Below are 19,223 nucleotides of genomic sequence, written 5' to 3'. Positions count from 1 at the left end.
TTTTAAAATCTCCTTCATGGAATCTTTAATTAAAATATAGATAAAAACCAAGAGTTAATCAATAATTGCTTAAGAAATGATAACATTGGTGATTATTTTTTGCAAGGATTGGCTGTATTCCATATTATTACACATATATTATACTAAGATTTTCAAGGAAAAATTTATTTTTTTAATGATTGACTTATGGGTATGATCGGATTAGAATATAACCAAGAAGTGACCAAAACGTGATAATTTTTATGAAATGTTGAGCTTAAAAAGGCTTTACATATCGTTTTCGGTTCTTTTATTGTAGCGAAGTTAGTTGTTTTTTTGTAAGCGTTTAATTTTTTTCGAATCGGTCATGCATGCCGTCTATGACGCCCTATCTGTACCAGAGGATTAATAATTAAGGAGGTTATAAGAATGGCAGAAATCAGAAAGTTAAGAAACTATATTAATGGCGAATGGGTTGAAAGCAAAACCGATAAATACGAAGATGTCGTCAATCCTGCAACGAAAGAAGTACTGTGCCAGGTGCCGATCTCCACGCGGGAGGATATAGAATACGCCGCCCAAACAGCGGCGGAAGCGTTCAAAACTTGGTCGAAAATAGCCGTGCCGCGCCGGGCGAGAATCCTATTTAACTATCACCAGCTTTTGACTCAGCATAAAGAAGAGCTTGCCCGCCTGATCACGATCGAAAACGGAAAAAACACAAAAGAAGCGCTTGGCGAAGTGGGACGCGGGATCGAAAATGTCGAATTTGCCGCGGGGGCTCCGTCTTTAATGATGGGTGATTCGCTCGCAACGATCGCAACTGACGTTGAAGCGGCAAACTATCGCTATCCGGTTGGTGTCGTCGGCGGAATTGCCCCGTTCAACTTCCCGATGATGGTTCCGTGCTGGATGTTCCCGATGGCGATTGCTTTAGGAAACACGTTTATTTTGAAACCGTCCGAGCGCACGCCGCTGTTGACGGAGAAGCTGGTTGAGCTGTTTGAAGAAGCCGGACTTCCAAAAGGCGTATTCAATGTGGTATACGGCGCGCATGATGTCGTCAACGGCATCTTGGAGCACCCGGAAATTAAAGCAATTTCATTTGTCGGCTCCAAACCGGTCGGAGAGTATGTTTATAAAAAAGGAAGCGAGCATTTGAAACGCGTTCAATCGTTGACGGGAGCCAAAAACCATACGATTGTGCTGAACGACGCCAACCTGGAGGATACGGTGACAAATATCATCGGCGCAGCCTTCGGTTCTGCCGGAGAACGCTGCATGGCCTGTGCGGTTGTAACCGTAGAGGAAGATATCGCCGATGCATTTATGGAAAAATTGGTTGAGAAAGCGTCCGAAGTCAAAATCGGAAACGGCTTGGATGACGGTGTATTCTTAGGCCCGGTCATTCGCGAAGAAAACAGAAAGCGCACGCTCGGATATATCGAAAAAGGGATTGCAGAAGGCGCCAGACTCGTCTGTGACGGACGCGGAAACGTATCTGACGAAGGTTATTTCGTCGGCCCGACGATCTTCGACAATGTGACAACCGATATGACGATTTGGAAAGACGAAATTTTCGCGCCGGTTCTGTCGGTTATCCGCGTGAAAAACTTAAAAGAAGCGATTGAGATCGCCAACAAATCTGAATTTGCAAACGGTGCATGCCTGTTTACCTCAAATTCCAACGCGATCCGCTATTTCCGCGAAAACATTGATGCGGGCATGCTCGGGATCAACCTTGGCGTTCCGGCTCCAATGGCATTCTTCCCATTCTCAGGCTGGAAGTCATCGTTCTTTGGAACGCTGCATGCTAACGGAAAAGACAGCGTCGATTTCTATACGCGCAAAAAAGTCGTAACTGCAAGATATCCGGCGCCTGATTTCAACTAAACAGATCATTTCCGAACGGCGTGAATCCCGCGCTGTTCGGTCCATGTTTCAAGATATAAAAAGGAGGCTGTTTCAATGAGTCATTTGCTGCGCAAGCCGCAGGCGGTTGAGCTTTCTCAAGGCGTGAAGGTTGTACACGAAGTCAAAACGTCAAATTCGGATCTTCAATATGTGGAATTTAAAGTCATCGATCTCGCACCCGGCGCCCGCTACTCGGAGGAATTAAACAAACAGGAATGCTGCATCGTCGCGGTTACCGGAAAAATCACGGTGTCTGATCGAGATGTGACATTTGAGAACATCGGCACGAGGGACAGCGTGTTTGAAAAAAAACCGACGGACAGCGTCTATGTGTCAAATGACCGCACGTTTGAAGTGACAGCGGTTACACAGGCGAGGATCGCCCTTTGTTATTCCCCTTCAGAAAAACAGCTGCCGACGAAATTGATTAAAGCGGAAGACAACGGCATTGAGCACCGCGGAAAATTCAGCAACAAACGGACCGTCCATAACATTCTTCCCGATTCAGACCCTTCGGCGAACAGCCTTTTGGTCGTCGAAGTCTACACCGAAAGCGGAAACTGGTCCAGTTATCCGCCGCATAAACACGATCAAGACAATCTGCCAGAAGAATCGTTTTTAGAAGAAACGTACTATCATGAGCTTGACCCTGCACAGGGCTTTGTATTCCAGCGCGTGTATACGGATGACCGCTCCATTGACGAGACGATGACCGTCGAGAATGAAAACGTTGTCATCGTGCCAGCGGGATATCATCCGGTGGGGGTTCCTGACGGCTATACATCCTACTATTTAAATGTCATGGCAGGACCTGTGCGCAAGTGGAAGTTTCATAACGATCCAGACCATGAATGGATCCTGGAACGCTAACAATCAGGCGAGGAGTGGCTGTTGAAGATGAAATATACGTTTAACGAAGAGAAGGAATTTGACATTGTGGCGATCGGCCGCGCATGCATTGATTTGAACGCTGTCGAATACAACCGGCCGATGGAAGAAACGATGACGTTTTCGAAATATGTCGGCGGCTCGCCGGCCAACATTGCGATCGGCAGCTCAAAGTTGGGATTGAAAGCCGGCTTTATCGGCAAGATTCCGGATGACCAGCATGGCAGATTTATAGAATCATATATGAGAAAAACGGGCGTCGACACCTCTCAAATGGTCGTTGACAAAGAGGGGCATAAGGCGGGTCTTGCCTTTACCGAAATCAAAAGCCCCGAAGAGTGCAGCATTTTAATGTACCGGGATGATGTTGCAGACCTTTACCTCGAACCTTCAGAGGTAGACGAAGGCTACATCGCCAAATCGAAGATGCTCCTTGTCTCCGGTACGGCGCTGGCAAAAAGTCCGTCGCGCGAAGCGGTTTTAAAAGCGGTGAATCTTGCGAAAAAACATCGCGTCAAAGTCGTATTTGAGCTTGACTACCGCCCGTATACATGGACATCACAGGAAGAGACTTCGGTTTACTATACGCTGGTTGCCGAGCAGTCTGACATCGTTATCGGTACGCGCGATGAATTTGACGTGATGGAAAACAAGAGCCGGGGAAGCAACAAAGAGTCTGTCCAGCATTTATTCGGGCACTCTGCAGACCTCGTCGTCATCAAGCACGGTGTGGACGGCTCATACGCCTACAGCAAATCGGGTGAGGTCTTCCGCGCAAAAGCCTATAAAACAAAGGTCTTGAAAACATTCGGGGCGGGCGATTCGTATGCTTCGGCCTTTATCTACGGCCTCGTGACAGGAAAGACAATCGAAACGGCTTTGAAATACGGAAGCGCCTCAGCCTCTATTGTCGTCAGCAAGCATAGCTCATCAGAAGCCATGCCGACCGTTGAAGAAATCGAACAGCTTATTGCGGCACAGTCTTAAAAAAGAACGAATAAAGGTGGGATCGTTTGTGGGTAAGAAAATACGTTTAACAACGGCACAAGCGTTAATTAAGTTCTTGAACCAGCAGTATATCAATTTCGACGGCGAAGAAACACCGTTTGTCGAAGGAATCTTCACAATTTTCGGACACGGGAACGTCGTTGGAATCGGTCAGGCGCTTGAACAGGATGCCGGCCGCTTAAAAGTGTTTCAAGGCAAAAATGAACAGGGAATGGCGCATGCGGCAATGGCTTACAGCAAGCAGATGCTGAGAAGGAAGATATATGCCGTGTCGACATCTGTTGGACCGGGAGCGGCTAACCTGGTGGCCGCCGCAGGTACGGCGCTTGCGAACAACATCCCCGTCCTCTTGATTCCGGCTGATACATTTGCGACAAGGCAGCCTGATCCGGTTCTTCAGCAAGTTGAACAAGAATACAGTGCGGCGATCACGACAAACGATGCATTAAAGCCGGTTTCGCGGTATTGGGATCGTATTACGCGTCCCGAACAGTTGATGAGCAGTTTGATCCGCGCTTTTGAAGTGATGACAGATCCTGCAAAAGCTGGTCCGGCAACGATTTGCATTTCTCAAGACGTTGAAGGCGAAGCATTTGATTTTGATGAGAGCTTCTTCCGGAAGCGCGTTCACTACATCGACCGCATGGAGCCGAGCGAACGCGAGCTAAAGGGAGCGGCAGAGCTGATCAAATCAAGCAAAAAACCGCTTATTTTAGTCGGCGGCGGTGCGAAGTATTCCGGCGCACGCGACGAATTAATCGCGATGTCTGAAGCTTACAACATTCCGCTGGTTGAAACCCAGGCCGGAAAGTCTACGGTAGAAGCCGATTTCGCCAACAATTTGGGAGGAATGGGGATCACAGGTACACTGGCAGCTAACAAAGCCGCACGCCAGGCCGATCTGATCATTGGAATCGGCACGAGATACACCGATTTTGCAACATCCTCCAAAACGGCATTTGACTTTGACAACGCAAAATTTTTGAACATCAATGTCAGCAGAATGCAGGCTTATAAACTGGATGCTTTCCAGGTTGTCGCGGATGCGAAACTGTCGCTCGGCAAGCTGCACGGCTTATTGGAAGGCTACAGTAGCGCGTTCGGTTCAACCATCAAGGAGCTGAAAGACGAATGGCTGGCTGAACGCGACCGCCTAAGCAAAGTAACATTTAAACGCGAAAACTTTACGCCTGAAATTAAAAACCACTTCTCCCAAGAAGTGATGAACGAATATGCAGATGAACTGCAAACCGAACTGCCGCAAACAACGGCATTGCTCGCCATCAATGAAACGGTTGATCCAGACAGCGTCGTCATTTGTTCAGCGGGCTCTCTTCCGGGCGACCTGCAGCGGTTGTGGCATGCAAACGTGCCGAATACGTACAACTTGGAATACGGCTATTCATGCATGGGATATGAAGTATCGGGCGCGCTCGGCCTGAAATTGGCCCATCCGGATAAAGAAGTCTATTCACTGGTTGGGGACGGAAGTTTTCTGATGCTTCACTCCGAACTGATTACGGCCATTCAATACAACAAAAAAATCAATGTCCTGCTCTTTGACAACTCAGGCTTCGGCTGCATCAATAACCTGCAGATGGACCATGGAAGCGGCAGCTACTATTGCGAGTTCAGAACAGAGGATAACCGGATTTTGAATGTGGACTATGCAAAGGTTGCCGAAGGCTACGGCGCCAAGACGTACCGCGCCAACACGGTCGAAGAGCTAAAAGCGGCAATTGAAGATGCGAAGAAACAAGATGTCTCTACATTGATCGAAATGAAAGTGCTGCCAAAGACGATGACGGACGGCTATGACAGCTGGTGGCACGTAGGTGTTGCAGAGGTTTCAGAACAGGAAAGCGTTCAAAAAGCGTATGAAGCCAAAGAAAAAATGCTCGAATCTGCAAAGCAGTATTAAAGGAGGCACCAGGATGGTCAAATCGGAAATTCTATGGGGCATCGCCCCCATAGGATGGCGGAATGATGACATGCCGGAAATCGGAGCGGGCAATACCCTTCAGCATTTGCTGAGCGATATCGTCGTTGCAGGCTTTCAAGGGACAGAGGTTGGGGGCTTTTTCCCGGAACCTGTGATTTTAAATAAAGAGCTTGAGCTGAGAAATTTAAGGATTGCAGGAAAGTGGTTCAGCAGCTTTATTCTCCGCGACGGCATTGAGGAAGCTGCCAAAGAATTCAAGGCCCACTGCCAGTACTTGAAAGAAGTCCGTGCGGATGTTGCGGTCGTGTCTGAACAAACGTACAGTGTTCAGGGACTGGATAAGAACGTGTTTAAAGAAAAGCCGCATTTTTCTGATGAAGAATGGCAGCGTCTTTGCAAAGGGATGAATCATCTCGGGGAAATCGCCGGCGAATATCAGCTCAAGCTTGTTTACCATCACCATCTCGGGACGGGAGTGCAGACGGAAGAGGAAGTCGACCGCCTGATGGCAGGCACTGATCCGACGCTCGTTCATCTTCTTTATGATACGGGGCATGCCTATATTTCCGACGGTAATTACATCAATATCCTTGAAAAACATATTGACCGCATCAAGCATGTTCATTTTAAAGACGCCCGCCTTAATGTCATGAAGAAATGCAAAGAGGAAGGAAAATCGTTCAGGCAATCGTTTTTACAAGGCATGTTCACAGTTCCCGGCGACGGCTGCATCGACTTTACGGAAGTGTATCAAATGCTTTTAAAGCACGGCTATTCCGGATGGATCGTAGTAGAAGCCGAGCAGGACCCTGAAGTTGCAAATCCTCTTGAATACGCGCTGATCGCCAGAAAATATATCGACCGTCATTTGTTAAATCCCGCAGCAACCAATTAAGGGGGCTTTACATTGAGCAATGGAAATGCAGCAGTTTCACCATTCAATAAACGAACCATAGCAGCAGCTTTGGCAAACTACATCGACGCGGGTTCCATTGTAGCAGGATCAGCCGGTTTATCTTTATGGGTCAGTTATTTAAAGCTTACGGATACACAGATCGGACTGCTCGGCGCGTTGAGCGCAAACGCCATCTCAGCAGCAATCGGAGCGCTGCTCGGCGGATTTCTTGCTGATAAAATCGGGCGCAAGGCTGTCTATACGAACAGCATGTTAATTTACGCGCTTGGGATTTGTCTGGTTTTATTCGGCTTCAACTTCCCCATTTTGTTAAGCGGTTACATTATCATCGGTTTATCAGTCGGAGCTGATATTACAGCTTCTTGGACGATTATCGCAGAGAATGCTCCGAGAACAAACAGGGCCCGCCACTGCGGCGTTGCCCAAGTCGCCTAGGCTGCCGGAGCGGTTGTCGTCCTCCTGCTGTCAGTATTGCTGGGCGGGTTTGGCTTATTGGGCAATAAGATTGTCTTTGCACATCTGCTTGTTATTGCATTGATCACTTATGTACTTCGGATGAAACTGCCGGAATCTGACGCCTGGCAGGATAAATCCGAGACGGTGCAAGTCATTCACAAAACTTCTTATTTGGATCTGCTTCAGCCTAAGTTTTTAAAAAGCATTCTGTTTTTAATGGGCGTGTACTTAGTCTGGAATCTCGCGGCCGGCGTGATGGGATTCTTTATGCCTTACATTTATCAGCAAGTCGGCGGTGTTTCGGCAAACATGGCAAACATTCTGCAGATGGGGCTGTTTATTTTCACCGGGCTTGGCGTCGCTTTTATATTCATGCCTTTCGCAGACAAATATAGAAAGACGGTTTTTGGTATTGCGGCATCAATGGCCGTCATCGGCTGGTCGTTGTTTTTGCTTCCGGCAGAAGGATTGCCGATTCTCGTTCTGTTTATCGTGATGATCGGCATTAACAACGGAGCCGGACAACAGGCAAACTACCAACTATGGGCCAGCGAGATCTTTCCTACGGAGTACAGTGCATCTGCACAAGGATTGATGTTCTTTCTTGTTCGTATCTCAATAGGAGCCTGGAGCCTTTTTGTCTCGATGGTTATCACGAATATGGGCATTGGATTCATGGCTGCCATTCTCCTCGGGTGTGTGACTGTCAGCATGATCATCGGGCTCGCTTTCGCACCGAATACATCAGGCAAATCGCTTGAACAAATTCAGGAAGAACTGTACGGAACTCCGCCAGCTCAAGCTGAACAAGGACAAACAAGAAAAATTATGTAACTACTTTTGAAGGAGTGGCTATCAATGAAATTACGCATAGGTGTTATTGGTACAGGAGCAATCGGAAAAGAGCATATCAACCGCATCACGAATAAATTAGCCGGCGGAGAAATCGTTGCGGTTACAGATGTGAATCAAGAGGCAGCTCAACAAGTCGTAAGTGACTACAGCTTGAATGCCAAAGTCTATCCGGATGATGACAGCCTGATCGCAGCCGAAAATGTAGATGCGGTTTTAGTGACAAGCTGGGGACCGGCTCACGAGACCAGCGTCTTAAAAGCCATTAAAGCGAAGAAGCATGTATTCTGCGAAAAGCCTCTCGCAACAACCGCCGAAGGATGCATGCGCATTGTCGAAGAGGAAATCAAAGCGGGAAAACGCCTCGTGCAAGTCGGTTTTATGCGCCGTTATGACAGCGGTTACGTCCAGCTGAAAGAAGCGATCGACAACCGGATAATCGGCGAGCCGCTGATGATCCACTGTGCGCACCGCAACCCGTCTGTAGCGGAAAACTACACGACGGATATGGCTGTCGTTGATACACTTGTTCATGAAATCGATGTCCTGCACTGGCTGATCAATGATGATTATGAGTCTGTCCAAGTGATCTATCCGAAAAAATCGAAAAATGCACTTCCTCATTTACGGGATCCGCAAATTGTTGTCATCGAGACAAAAGGCGGGATCATTATTAATGCGGAAATCTATGTCAACTGCAAATACGGCTACGACATTCAGTGTGAGATCGTCGGGGAAGACGGCATCATCAGGCTTCCTGAACCGTCAAGCATTTCTTTGAGAAAAGACGGGAAATTCTCTACAGATATCCTGATGGATTGGCAGCGCCGCTTTGTGGATGCGTACGATGTGGAAATTCAAGACTTCATTGATTCGATTCAACAGAAAGGCGAGGTCAGCGGACCGACTGCATGGGATGGTTATATCGCCGCCGTGACAACGGACGCTTGCGTAAAAGCCCAGGAATCCGGGCAGAAAGAACCTGTGGCGCTTCAGGAGAAACCGGAATTCTATCAAACGTTTACAACTGTTAAAAAATAAAAACTTTTCGAGGAGTGAAAACTATGAAATTAGCATTGGATCCATCGATGTATCGTGATGATTTAACTTTGGAGGAAACGGTCTATAAAACGGCGGAGCTTGGCTACGAATATATCGAACTATCGCCGCGCGAAGATTTTTGTCCATTCTATAAATATCCGAAAGTCGATTCAGCAAAGATCAAACAACTCAAGCGGCTTTTAAGAGATACCGGTGTTAAGCTTTCATCGCTCCTTCCGCTTTACCACTGGGCAGGTCCTGATGAAGATCGCCGTCAGGCAGCCGTGCGCAATTGGAAAAGGGCGATCGAAATTGCGGTTGAGCTTGAAGTCGACTTGATGAACAGCGAATTCAGCGGTTCAAAATACGATCCTTTAACAAGTGAAGAGAAATTTATCAAATCCATGGATGAGCTTCTGCCAATCTTTGAAAAAGAAGGCATTAAACTCAATCTTCAAGCCCATCCATATGATTTTATCGAAACACACAAAGGTGCGATGGATATGATCCGCGCGCTTGACAAGGATTGGATTAATCTTGTCTACTCGACTGCGCATACATTCTTCTATGATGACGGCAAAGGCGACATCGAGACAATGTTTGACGAAGCCGGCGACCGCCTCACACATGTTTTATTTGCAGATACCTATAATCATAAAGCGGCTCATGGCCTTCGCTACATCGTCAATCCGCCTGACGCAAAAGTTACGGTTCACCAGCATTTGGACATTGGTCAAGGTGAGGTCGATTTTGATACGATTTTCAGAAAGTTGAGAGAAATGAAGTTCGACGGAATTGCAACTAATGCCGTTTTTGCTTGGGTCGACGAAAGAGCGGATGAATCAAGCAGATTTATGCTTGAAAAATTGAAACAAGAACTATTAGGCTAAGCCCCTGGAGTTCGGCGCCCTGCCGAACTCATCTTCACAAGGATATGAGAGAAGGAGAATCTAATATGAAGCTATGCTTTAATGAAGCAACGACGTTGGAAAATTCAAACCTTGCAAAGGATCTCGAATACTGTGAGAAGCACGGATACGATTATATCGAAATCCGGACGATGGATAAGCTGCCTGAGTATTTAAAAGACCATTCTCTCTCAGAGTTAGCCGAGTATTTTCAAACTCATCATATTAAGCCGCTGGCCTTGAATGCGCTTGTCTTTTTCAACAACCGCGATGAAAAAGGGCACCGTGAAATCATCGAAGAATTTAAAGGCATGATGGAAACATGCAAAACGCTTGGTGTGAAATACGTGGTCGCGGTACCGCTTGTCACCGAACAAAAAATCTTAAAAGAAGATATTAAAGCAAGCTCCGTCGAAGTGCTGACAGAGCTGTCAGACATCGCTGAGCCGTACGGCGTTAAGATTGCTCTTGAGTTTGTCGGGCATCCGGAATGTACGGTCAATACTTTCAAACAGGCTTATGACATCGTCAGCACCGTAAACCGCGATAATGTCGGGCTTGTGTTTGACAGTTTCCACTTCCATGCGATGGGATCTGATCTTGAAGACCTGAAGCAGGCGGACGGCAAGAAAATCTTCATTTATCATATCGATGACACGGAGGATTTTCCGATCGGCTTTTTAAGAGATGAAGACCGTGTTTGGCCGGGACAGGGAGCCATTGATTTGGATGCACACTTATCCGCGTTAAAAGAAATCGGCTTTTCAGACGTTGTCTCTGTTGAACTGTTCAGGCCGGAATATTATAAGATGAGCGCTGAAGAAACGATTAAAACCGCAAAGGAAACAACAGTTGATGTCGTTTCAAAATACTTTAAGATGTAACACGAGAAGGAGGGGTGAACGTGGCTTTCGTTTCCATGAAGGAGCTTCTTACAGAAGCAAAGGAACAGCATTATGCAATCGGACAGTTTAATATTAACGGCCTTCAGTGGACAAAGGCGATTTTACAGGCGGCGGAAGAGGAACGCTCACCCGTCATTGCGGCCGCCTCAGATCGCTTAATCGATTATTTGGGCGGATTCAAAACGGTTGCCGCCATGGTCGGCGCGCTCGTTGAAGAGCTGTCGATTACAGTTCCCGTCGTGCTGCACCTTGATCACGGAAGCAGTGCGGAACGCTGCAGACAGGCGATTGACGCGGGGTTCAGTTCAGTGATGATCGATGGTTCGCATTTTCCGATCGACGAAAACATTGCCATGACGAAAGAAGTCGTGTCATATGCCCGGCTATACGGCGTTTCGGTTGAAGCTGAAGTAGGGACGGTAGGCGGTATGGAAGACGGCCTTATCGGCGGGGTGAAATACGCCGACCTGCATGAATGTATCCGCCTTGTCAAAGAAACGGATATCGATGCGCTGGCTGCCGCTCTCGGATCGGTTCATGGCAAATATCAGGGCGAGCCAAAGCTTGGATTCAAGGAAATGGAGGAGATTTCGGAAGCGACGGATGTTCCGCTCGTTCTTCACGGGGCTTCGGGAATCCCGGCTGATCAAATTGCAAGAGCGATCAGGCTCGGCCATGCGAAAATCAACATCAATACCGAATGCATGGTCGCCTGGACCGAAAAAACCCGAACCATGTTTAAGGAAAACTTGGATTTATATGAACCGCGTGCGTATATGACGCCTGGGATCGGCGCCGTAAAGGAAACGGTGAAAAATAAAATGAGGGAATTCGGTTCAGCCGGAAAAGCGGCAGGTGCCCGCGAAATGAAAGTATAAAACACTCACAGCTTCATAGTGAGTGTTTTTTATTATATTGTTAAGAGATTTTAAATGTTGTTGACTGGTATTGATATAAAAGTTATAATTTCCCTCATAATCCATTTTGATCAGATTTTTCAGAAAATAAACCGCAAGACGATAACAAACAAGGTGAAGTGTGTGATATGTTAACAAACGTTTTAAAGTACCGCGTGCATGTGCTGTTTGGACTTTTATGCTTGATCGGCGGAACGACGTGGGCTGTGCAAAAAGCGGGACTCAAGGACAGCCTGCCGTTTTGGTCGGCCGGCATGCGCTTTATGATTGCCAGCGTCATGATCGCCGTCTTTCTGTTGATCCGCAAACAATTTGTTGTTTCAAAGGAGCTGCTCGTACTATCCTTCTTCAACGGCATCATGTATTTTTCGATCCCTTTCGGTTCCGTCTATTGGGCTTCTCTGTATTTGCCAAGCGGGCTGGTCTCCATTCTGGCCGCAAGCATCTCCGTCTTCGCCCTGATCATCAATCGGCTTGTCAAAGGAACCCCGGCTACAAAGATTCAAAAGTGGGGCATCTTCCTCGCGTTGCTCGGCATTACGATCGTATTCGGCAATCAGCTGTTTATCAAGGTTGAAGTCATCGAAATCATCTCCATGGCTGCCATCTTATGTGCAATGTTCGGATCTGCCTTTATACAAATTAAAGTGCAGCAGAAAATCCGAACCCTTCCGATACTGAGCTTCAATTCTCTGTCCATGCTCTCGGGCGGAACGATTTTGCTCATCAGCAGCTTAGTAGTAGAAAGCGGAACGCGGACGTTTTCCGGCATCAGTCTCTACTCATTGTTGTACTTGGCGATTATCGGTTCTATATTGGGATTTTGGATCAATATTTACTTGCTTAAAAACTGGCACATCTCAAAAGCGACTTCCCATCTGTTTATCTCTCCAGTCATCGCCCTTTATATCGGCTTTCTGTTTTTGGACGAAACATTAAACGCAAATATTTACTTAGGGACGTTGTTTGTGATTTTCGGAGTCATGTTTATCAACATTAAAAAAGAAGAGAGGGCAGCAAAAATTGACAAAGCTAAACAAACGCTTGGCCATCATTTGCCAAAATAAGCAATTGCCGTTTATTTTTGAAGAAGCTGAACATTTAGGCCTCGATGTTACATTTTTCTACAACTCGCAAGAAAATTGCCCGGGAAATCTCCCGGCAGTTGACCGAAGCGTTCCGATCCCGCTGTTCGAGGATGAAGAGAAGGCAATGAATATCGTCAAGCAAACATTTGTCGAATCTCCTTTTGACGGAGTGGTGACATTGTTCGAGCCGGCGCTTCATTTCACTGCAAAAGCCGCGGCGGAATTAAATCTTCCCGGACTTCCTTTACAAACGATTGAAAACTGCCGGAATAAAAGCGAAACCCGCAGGATTCTTCGGCAGCACGGGTTGAATACCCCTTTCTTCCAAGAAGCTGCTGCTTATGAAGACTTGGAACATGTTCAGCTGACGTTTCCTTTGGTCGTGAAACCGATCAACGGTTTTTCAAGCCAGGGGGTCGTTCGGGCCGATGACCGCAAACAGCTTAAGGAGGCGATGCGCAAAGCAGAGGATATCAATAAGGGCGATCTCAGCCGGTTTGTCACAGGAAAAAAAGGCATCGTTGTTGAGCAATTTGTCGACGGCCCTGAATTTGCGATTGAAACATTGTCAATTCAAGGAAAAGTCCACGTATTGTCGATCGGTTATAAAGGCGATTGTAAAGGGCCATTTTTTGAAGAAGGCGTCTATATTGCACCGGCTAAATTGGATGAGGAGGCGCACGATTCGATCATACGGGAAGTGACGGCGGCCGTTTCAGCTTTAGGCATTCATCAGGGGCCGGCTCATACCGAACTAAGGCTCGATAAAAGCGGACAGCCTTATGTCATCGAAGTCGGGGCGAGAATCGGCGGCTCGGGTATCTCCCATTACATCGTTAAAGAGAGTACGGGCATCAACTTCATGCAACTGGTCATTCAAAATGCCCTTAAACCGCTGGACAGGCATCTAGAAGACGGGATTCGCGCCAAGAGGACGGCCGGCAACTACATCATTCCCGTGCAGGGCTCGGGGACGTTTGAAAAAATCGACGGTCTTGAAGACATCAAACAAAGGCCGGAAGTCAAACGGGTTTTTCAATTTATCAAACCAGGAGCCGAAATTCTTCCGTATCCGCATTTTTCCGGATACCCGGGGTTTATTTTAACAAGCCATGATTCATATGAAGAATGCGAAGCTTTTTACCGGAAATTAGATGGTGACCTTGCCATCATCTATAAAAATAATCTGACGGGTACAATGGGAGGTTAAGATGATCTCGACAAAAGTGCAGGAAGATCAAGCGGTGATGGTTGTTCACACATTGGGTCCGAAAGGTACAAACTGTGAAAAAGCGGGTTTTTTATGGCTTGAGAACCAAGGGCTTCAAGGTGAGGTCAAGCTTTATGAAACGCTGGAAGAGGCGCTGCTTCATGTAAAATAGACTGAAAATTCAGTCCTCTTGGGCTGCGCGGTGTATCCGTTTTTGCACAATATCGTATTTGAGAATTTGCTCGATTTACAAATCATAGATAGCTTTGTCATGCCGACATACAATATGGTGTTTGCCGTGAAGCAAAACACGAGGGAACCGGATGTCAAAATAGTCGCATCACATCCTGCACCTGCTCATCTTGCAAAACTGTTCAGCGATCATGTGGATTTGGTCAGCAGCAATTCCCAAGCAGCGCTTGCCTGCGCATCAGGAGCAGCCGACGGCTGTATTACGACGATTAAAGCAGCCCATGAAAACCATTTGCATGTCATAAAGGATTTCGGCGAGGTGCCGATGTGTTTTACCATTCACGGAAAAAGCGAGGGAGGAAGCCGATGAAGACGTTGACGCGTGGCATCGTAAATATGGTAAACGAACAAATTGTACCGCAGGTTCATGAATTGCAAATGTATCAAAACGAAAAAGGACAGATTACAGAGCAGCAGGTCAGGGCGAAACAGCTTCTCCTTCAATTAGCCGAAGCTGCCGGAATCATATATGAGGCGGTACATGTGCCTGAGGCCGGCGCAGCGTTTAAAGAGGATGTCCTGGACTGGATCGGCCGCGGATTGGACGACACGCCGTATTTTGACCGTTTATTAACGGCATATCGCCCTCCGCAGGATCAGGAGACGACCTTCTTTCTCGCCCCTGTCGTTACGCCTAACGGGCCGCATACGAAAGGCTGCTTTTTTGAGGCTTTCCTGGCCGTTCGCGATGAGCCGGCGATGATGAAGCCGATTGAGGAGGAGATGCCTCACCCGGAAAACGGCTGCCAGTCGCTGAAGCTGATAGCGGGAACCAGGGGGTTCACAGAAGAAAAATGCATCGTATTTTTTCCTGAAAATGTGAAGACAAAAGAAAAAATAACAGAGCAGACGTTTGCGATTTTTTATTTCAATAAGTTCTACCAAATCTACCATGAGGATACGCTGAAGAGGGCGCGGGCCATTTTTGAACATGTTCCTTTCAAGTCGGCGCACATTTCTCCTGAAAACACGTATGAAGCAAGGGTCCTTTGGGGTTATTTGCACGACTATTACCATCACTGCGGCAACAAGCCTTTTCACAAGCACATTCAAGCGAAAATGAATTTTTTTGCGGGAATATTGGAGGAAATCAAAGTGGATTGCCAGTCTATCCTCGCTTTAGCAGAACGAAAGTACGATTATTGGGAGGAAATTATCGAATTTGTCCTGTTTGAACGTCTGCTGCGCTACCCGAGCCAGCATAATGCGACACACAACTTTGATTCCGGGACGGGATTTTTTCTGTTCAGCTGGATCATCGACAACGGCCGCTCCATCCAAAAGGGAAAAGATAAGCCGGCATCGCTCGATCTTTCATTATGCATGGACGACTTGAAAAAACTCGTTCTCGAAATCGAAGAGCTGGAAGAAATAGAGGATGATTCGGTTTATAAAAGAGAGGCTGAACGCTATGTGAGGAAATATTTGCCTCCCGGAAATGAGGGAGGGCGGTTCGGCGTCCCGACGCAGTATTTTATCCATGATATAAACAACGCCGTCAAAACAGACCGTATCAAGTTTAGGGGGTAAAACATTGAAGCCGAAGCTCAGCATCATAGGCGAGAAAATGAATGAGAAGACGGGGATCAGGGCGGTGATGGGCGATATTCAGGAAATCCTTCAAGACGGCTCGCGTGAATATCTCAATTTGAGCGCCGGCAATCCGATGATCCTTCCGGAAACGGCCGCGATGTGGCAAGCAGTTTTAGAGAGACTGCTTGAGAATGGTACGTTCCTTTCGGCCATCAGCCAATACGGATCAAGCTATGGAACGGACGAGCTGATCAACAGCGTCGTCCGGTTCTTTTCAAACCGCTATGGTCATGGCATTGAGAAAGAAAATGTGCTGATTACGGCGGGAAGCCAGCAGTTGTTGTTTTTTGCAATCAATTCATTTTGCGGCATGGGAAGCGACGGTGTCGTGAAAAAAGCTTTGATTCCGATGCTTCCGGATTATGCGGGGTACAGCGGTGCGGCGTTGGATATGGACACGGTCGAAGGCATCCCGCCGTTAATTTCAACATTGGATGATCACATGTTCCGGTACGAACTGGACCGGGAACGCTTTTTAAAGAGGATGCAAGGCGCTTGCGATATCGGCGCCGTCGTGCTGTCCCGGCCGAATAATCCATCAGGAAATGTTCTTTCTGAAGAAGACGTGCTGCTTATTTCTGACGCCTGCCGTGACGCCGATGTACCCCTTCTCATCGATTCCGCATATGCGCCGCCTTTTCCGGCTATCAACTTCATCGAAATGGAGCCCGTTTTTACCGATCAAATTATCCATTGCATAAGCCTTTCAAAGGCGGGCCTCCCCGGTGAAAGGGTCGGGATCGCCATCGGTCATCCGCGTTACATGAAGGTGATGGAGGCTTTTCAATCAAATGCGGCGATTCATTCTTCAAGGCTGGGGCAATATATGACGGCAGCTGTGTTGGATGACGGGCGCCTCGCCGCCGTTTCGCAGCATGAGGTGCGGCCTTACTACCATAACAAATTTTTGCTGCTGAAGGACGCTTTGCTTCGAGAAATGCCGGGCGATATCAAATGGCATTTGCACAGAGGGGAAGGCTCGCTTTTCGGTTGGCTGTGGATCGAGGATCTCCCTGTTGCTGATATCGAGCTGTACGCCCGGTTGAAAGCAAACGGCGTCATCATCGTCCCCGGTGCGTCTTTCTTTCATCATGTTCCGTGGGATTCGCCGCATGTCCGGCAGTGCATTCGCATCAGCCTGACGGCAGCCGATGAAGATATTAAAAAAGGAGTCGGCATTTTGGCCGGTGTCGTCGAAGGCGTGTGTCAAGATGAGAAACTAATAAAAAACAGGGGCTGATCGTTAGCCCCTGTTCTTTCCGTTGTCAGTCTTCCGTTTTCTGCGTCTTGCCATGATCCAAATCAGAACGGCCGCTACCGCTATGATCAATGCGATGACGCCGAAATATATCATATTCTGCTGACCGTTTTCCTTCGTTTTTTCGGTCTGTGTTCCGCTTGGTTTTTCTGCAAGCTGCTGATGGTTTGTGAAGAGCTGACTGCTGTCCGTTTCATTGATGACGGTCGCTGTGTTATCGTTGCTGTTCAGAAAGCTGATCATTTCTTTTGTGACGGCAGCGCCTTGCCCGTTAAACGGTGCAAACACGGCCATCGAGTAGTTTGAATCCCACGGCGATGTCTGTGTAAACGCAACTTGTTTTGCCGTTTCGTTCAGCATTTGGAAGGATGACACGTCGAGCGTCCCGTTTTTCGCTGCCGGCACGGCCAAGTCCGATGCTTTCTCTTTCAGAAGAGGAAACTGGCCAATGCCGCCGATGAACATGACGTTCCGGCCTTTCATATCATCTGCTTTCACTTCAGAGGATTTTTTGACCGTGAATGAATGCTGGGATTCACTGCCGAATGAATCTGTCACAAGCGAAAGCTCCTGAAGCTTCGATTGATCGACTTTGTCAGGCAGGACAATCAGCGTTGTCTTAGCTTGAATTCCCGCGAAGGGAAGCGGCCATTCCTGAAAGTCGGCTGACGCTGTCGTGCTGCTGACAGGGTACGTGAGTGCGCTGCTTTTATCAATGAATACCCATTTGTCATCGTCTGTTGCATAGCAGGGATTGTTCTCCTTCAAGCCGGAAGTGGCAAATTGAATATCGATGTAGCGGTTTTTTTGCAAAAGCTTCGGATCGACTTTTAAGGTCACATGATAAAAGCCGTTTTTGTCTTCTTTTCCTAAATCGTCAAGCCGGACGGAGTGAGGCTGGCCGTTGATCATGACCTTCAGCTCCGCCTCTTCGGCGGATAAATCGCTTTGGGACGTTAGCTTTTGAATCGTTTTTGATTTTTTTAATGCAAGGGACAGCTTCGCCGATTGATCCTTGTCCAAAATTGCAGGTGCAGGATAATAATAATGCTCAGAAGAAGATTGCCCTGCGCCGATTGTCAAATCGCCCGCTCCGAAATCCTCAAGCGTCAGCTTACCCGCGTCCCGTTTTGTTTGATATTGCAGCTTCCCGATTGCGAGCGTTTCGCCGCTGAGCTGGCCGGCGTATGTTTTATCGGTGATGACGCTGATTTTCACGGAAAGCACGTCATCAGACGCCGCGTTGACAAACAGAACAGGCTGCTGTTTACCGTTTGCCGTGAGCACCCGTTCCGCAAGCAGAAGCTTATCTTCTTGCGCTTTTATATCGCTTTGTGCCAAAAGCTTTTCCACTTTGCCTTTCCAATGCTTTTGAACGCCGATTAAAATCGACGGCCTGTCGATGCGCTTCATGTCTGATTCGTTCAAAGTCGTGATGCTGATGCTGCTGTCAATCGTTTTTAGATAGCTTTCCGTTTTAACAGCCGCTTCTATTTCTGCGGAACTCGGATCGTCCGGAATGACGATTGCCGTTTTTTCCACGGTGTTTCCTGATTGGGCAAATGGATACGGATAGTGCTCAAGCGCCGCTCCCTTTGCTTCGTTCTTGTCCCCCAATGTCAGATGGCTGTCCGGATAAATTTTGATCCAGTTCCCGGAGGAATCCTGCCGGACGCAGACGCCTTCCTTCACCACTCCGTAAAACTTCAATGACAGGCTGTGAAAACCCTGAGACGCTTGGCTTTTGTTCAGCGTCAGCTTTAATGTTTTGCGCTCTGCATTCCCTGTAAGCTTTACCGTTTTGACCGGTTCGTTATCGATCTCAACCGTCAGGGAAGAAGGGGAGATTAACAGGTCAGAGGCTTCATATTCAAGCGCAAGCTGCTGATGGGAGGAAGAGGCGCCGGCTGGAATTTGATACGTCAGCTCCGTGCTGTCCTTTGTACCATACATTGTGATGAGATCGCTCGTAAGCACTTGCTGCTTTGCTTGTTCACGGCTGTTTTCTCCGAGGATCGAGCCGTCCACCTTTACTTCTTTGGCTAAAGCGGCTTCCCCTGTCACTGCCGCCAGCATGAAGCCTACGAGACATATGA

14 protein-coding genes and 2 pseudogenes are annotated in these 19,223 nt (G+C 47.6%); 15 read left to right on the top strand and 1 reads right to left on the bottom strand.

Annotated elements, in window-relative coordinates; genetic code table 11:
* The first annotated feature begins 408 nt into the window (after positions 1 to 408).
* The 15 genes and pseudogenes from iolA to MHB78_RS23565 all read left to right on the top strand — a co-directional run bounded on the left by iolA (position 409) and on the right by MHB78_RS23565 (position 17,109).
* Positions 409 to 1,872 carry a methylmalonate-semialdehyde dehydrogenase gene (gene iolA / locus MHB78_RS23635; protein ID WP_046130532.1) on the top strand — a complete coding sequence of 488 codons (1,464 nt, stop codon included), beginning with the start codon at positions 409 to 411 and terminating at the stop codon, positions 1,870 to 1,872.
* 75 nt (positions 1,873 to 1,947) lie between these two features.
* Positions 1,948 to 2,763 carry a 5-deoxy-glucuronate isomerase gene (gene iolB / locus MHB78_RS23630; RefSeq protein WP_046130531.1) on the top strand — a complete coding sequence of 272 codons (816 nt, stop codon included), beginning with the start codon at positions 1,948 to 1,950 and terminating at the stop codon, positions 2,761 to 2,763.
* A 27-nt stretch (positions 2,764 to 2,790) separates the two neighbouring features.
* Positions 2,791 to 3,768, top strand: coding sequence for a 5-dehydro-2-deoxygluconokinase (gene iolC / locus MHB78_RS23625; protein ID WP_046130530.1), 978 nt, complete (start codon positions 2,791 to 2,793; stop codon positions 3,766 to 3,768).
* A gap of 28 nt (positions 3,769 to 3,796) precedes the next feature.
* Positions 3,797 to 5,710 (top strand): 3D-(3,5/4)-trihydroxycyclohexane-1,2-dione acylhydrolase (decyclizing), encoded by a 1,914-nt coding sequence (gene iolD / locus MHB78_RS23620; protein WP_046130529.1) that lies wholly within the window; start codon positions 3,797 to 3,799, stop codon positions 5,708 to 5,710.
* Between the two features lie 13 nt (positions 5,711 to 5,723).
* Positions 5,724 to 6,626 (top strand): myo-inosose-2 dehydratase, encoded by a 903-nt coding sequence (gene iolE, locus MHB78_RS23615; protein ID WP_046130528.1) that lies wholly within the window; start codon positions 5,724 to 5,726, stop codon positions 6,624 to 6,626.
* Between the two features lie 12 nt (positions 6,627 to 6,638).
* Positions 6,639 to 7,937, top strand: a pseudogene (locus tag MHB78_RS23610) (MFS transporter).
* A gap of 24 nt (positions 7,938 to 7,961) precedes the next feature.
* Positions 7,962 to 8,996, top strand: a complete 1,035-nt coding sequence (locus MHB78_RS23605; RefSeq protein WP_046130527.1) for a Gfo/Idh/MocA family oxidoreductase — start codon at positions 7,962 to 7,964, stop codon at positions 8,994 to 8,996.
* A 23-nt stretch (positions 8,997 to 9,019) separates the two neighbouring features.
* A complete protein-coding gene (locus MHB78_RS23600; RefSeq protein ID WP_046130526.1) occupies positions 9,020 to 9,886 on the top strand; it encodes a sugar phosphate isomerase/epimerase in 867 nt (288 codons plus the stop codon).
* A gap of 65 nt (positions 9,887 to 9,951) precedes the next feature.
* Positions 9,952 to 10,788: a 2-keto-myo-inositol isomerase gene (gene iolI, locus MHB78_RS23595; protein ID WP_046130525.1), complete on the top strand. Its 837-nt coding sequence runs from the start codon at positions 9,952 to 9,954 to the stop codon at positions 10,786 to 10,788.
* Between the two features lie 20 nt (positions 10,789 to 10,808).
* The gene (gene fba / locus MHB78_RS23590; protein WP_046130524.1) at positions 10,809 to 11,687 is read left to right on the top strand and encodes a class II fructose-1,6-bisphosphate aldolase; all 879 of its coding nucleotides are present in this window, start codon (positions 10,809 to 10,811) and stop codon (positions 11,685 to 11,687) included.
* Between the two features lie 167 nt (positions 11,688 to 11,854).
* Complete coding sequence (locus MHB78_RS23585; protein WP_046130523.1) at positions 11,855 to 12,793, top strand: EamA family transporter; 939 nt, start codon at positions 11,855 to 11,857, stop codon at positions 12,791 to 12,793.
* Positions 12,750 to 14,024 carry an ATP-grasp domain-containing protein gene (locus tag MHB78_RS23580; RefSeq protein ID WP_046130522.1) on the top strand — a complete coding sequence of 425 codons (1,275 nt, stop codon included), beginning with the start codon at positions 12,750 to 12,752 and terminating at the stop codon, positions 14,022 to 14,024. The genes MHB78_RS23585 and MHB78_RS23580 overlap by 44 nt, the downstream gene beginning before the upstream one ends.
* Position 14,025: 1 nt before the next feature.
* Positions 14,026 to 14,586 (top strand): annotated as a pseudogene (locus tag MHB78_RS23575) (hypothetical protein).
* Positions 14,583 to 15,806 carry a DUF6421 family protein gene (locus MHB78_RS23570; protein WP_046130521.1) on the top strand — a complete coding sequence of 408 codons (1,224 nt, stop codon included), beginning with the start codon at positions 14,583 to 14,585 and terminating at the stop codon, positions 15,804 to 15,806. Before MHB78_RS23575 ends, MHB78_RS23570 begins: the two are co-directional and overlap by 4 nt.
* Positions 15,807 to 15,810: 4 nt before the next feature.
* Complete coding sequence (locus tag MHB78_RS23565; RefSeq protein ID WP_046130520.1) at positions 15,811 to 17,109, top strand: valine--pyruvate transaminase; 1,299 nt, start codon at positions 15,811 to 15,813, stop codon at positions 17,107 to 17,109.
* A 3-nt stretch (positions 17,110 to 17,112) separates the two neighbouring features.
* Here MHB78_RS23565 and MHB78_RS23560 read toward each other — a convergent pair whose 3' ends face one another.
* Positions 17,113 to 19,203: a cellulose biosynthesis cyclic di-GMP-binding regulatory protein BcsB gene (locus tag MHB78_RS23560; RefSeq protein WP_231947519.1), complete on the bottom strand. Its 2,091-nt coding sequence runs from the start codon at positions 19,201 to 19,203 to the stop codon at positions 17,113 to 17,115.
* Positions 19,204 to 19,223: the final 20 nt, after the last annotated feature.

The sequence above is a fragment of the Bacillus sp. FSL K6-0138 genome, assembly GCF_037982765.1.
Taxonomy (GTDB): domain Bacteria; phylum Bacillota; class Bacilli; order Bacillales; family Bacillaceae; genus Bacillus; species Bacillus glycinifermentans.
The sequence above is the reverse complement of the archived record's forward strand: the minus strand, read 5'-3'. Positions and strand labels throughout refer to the sequence as shown.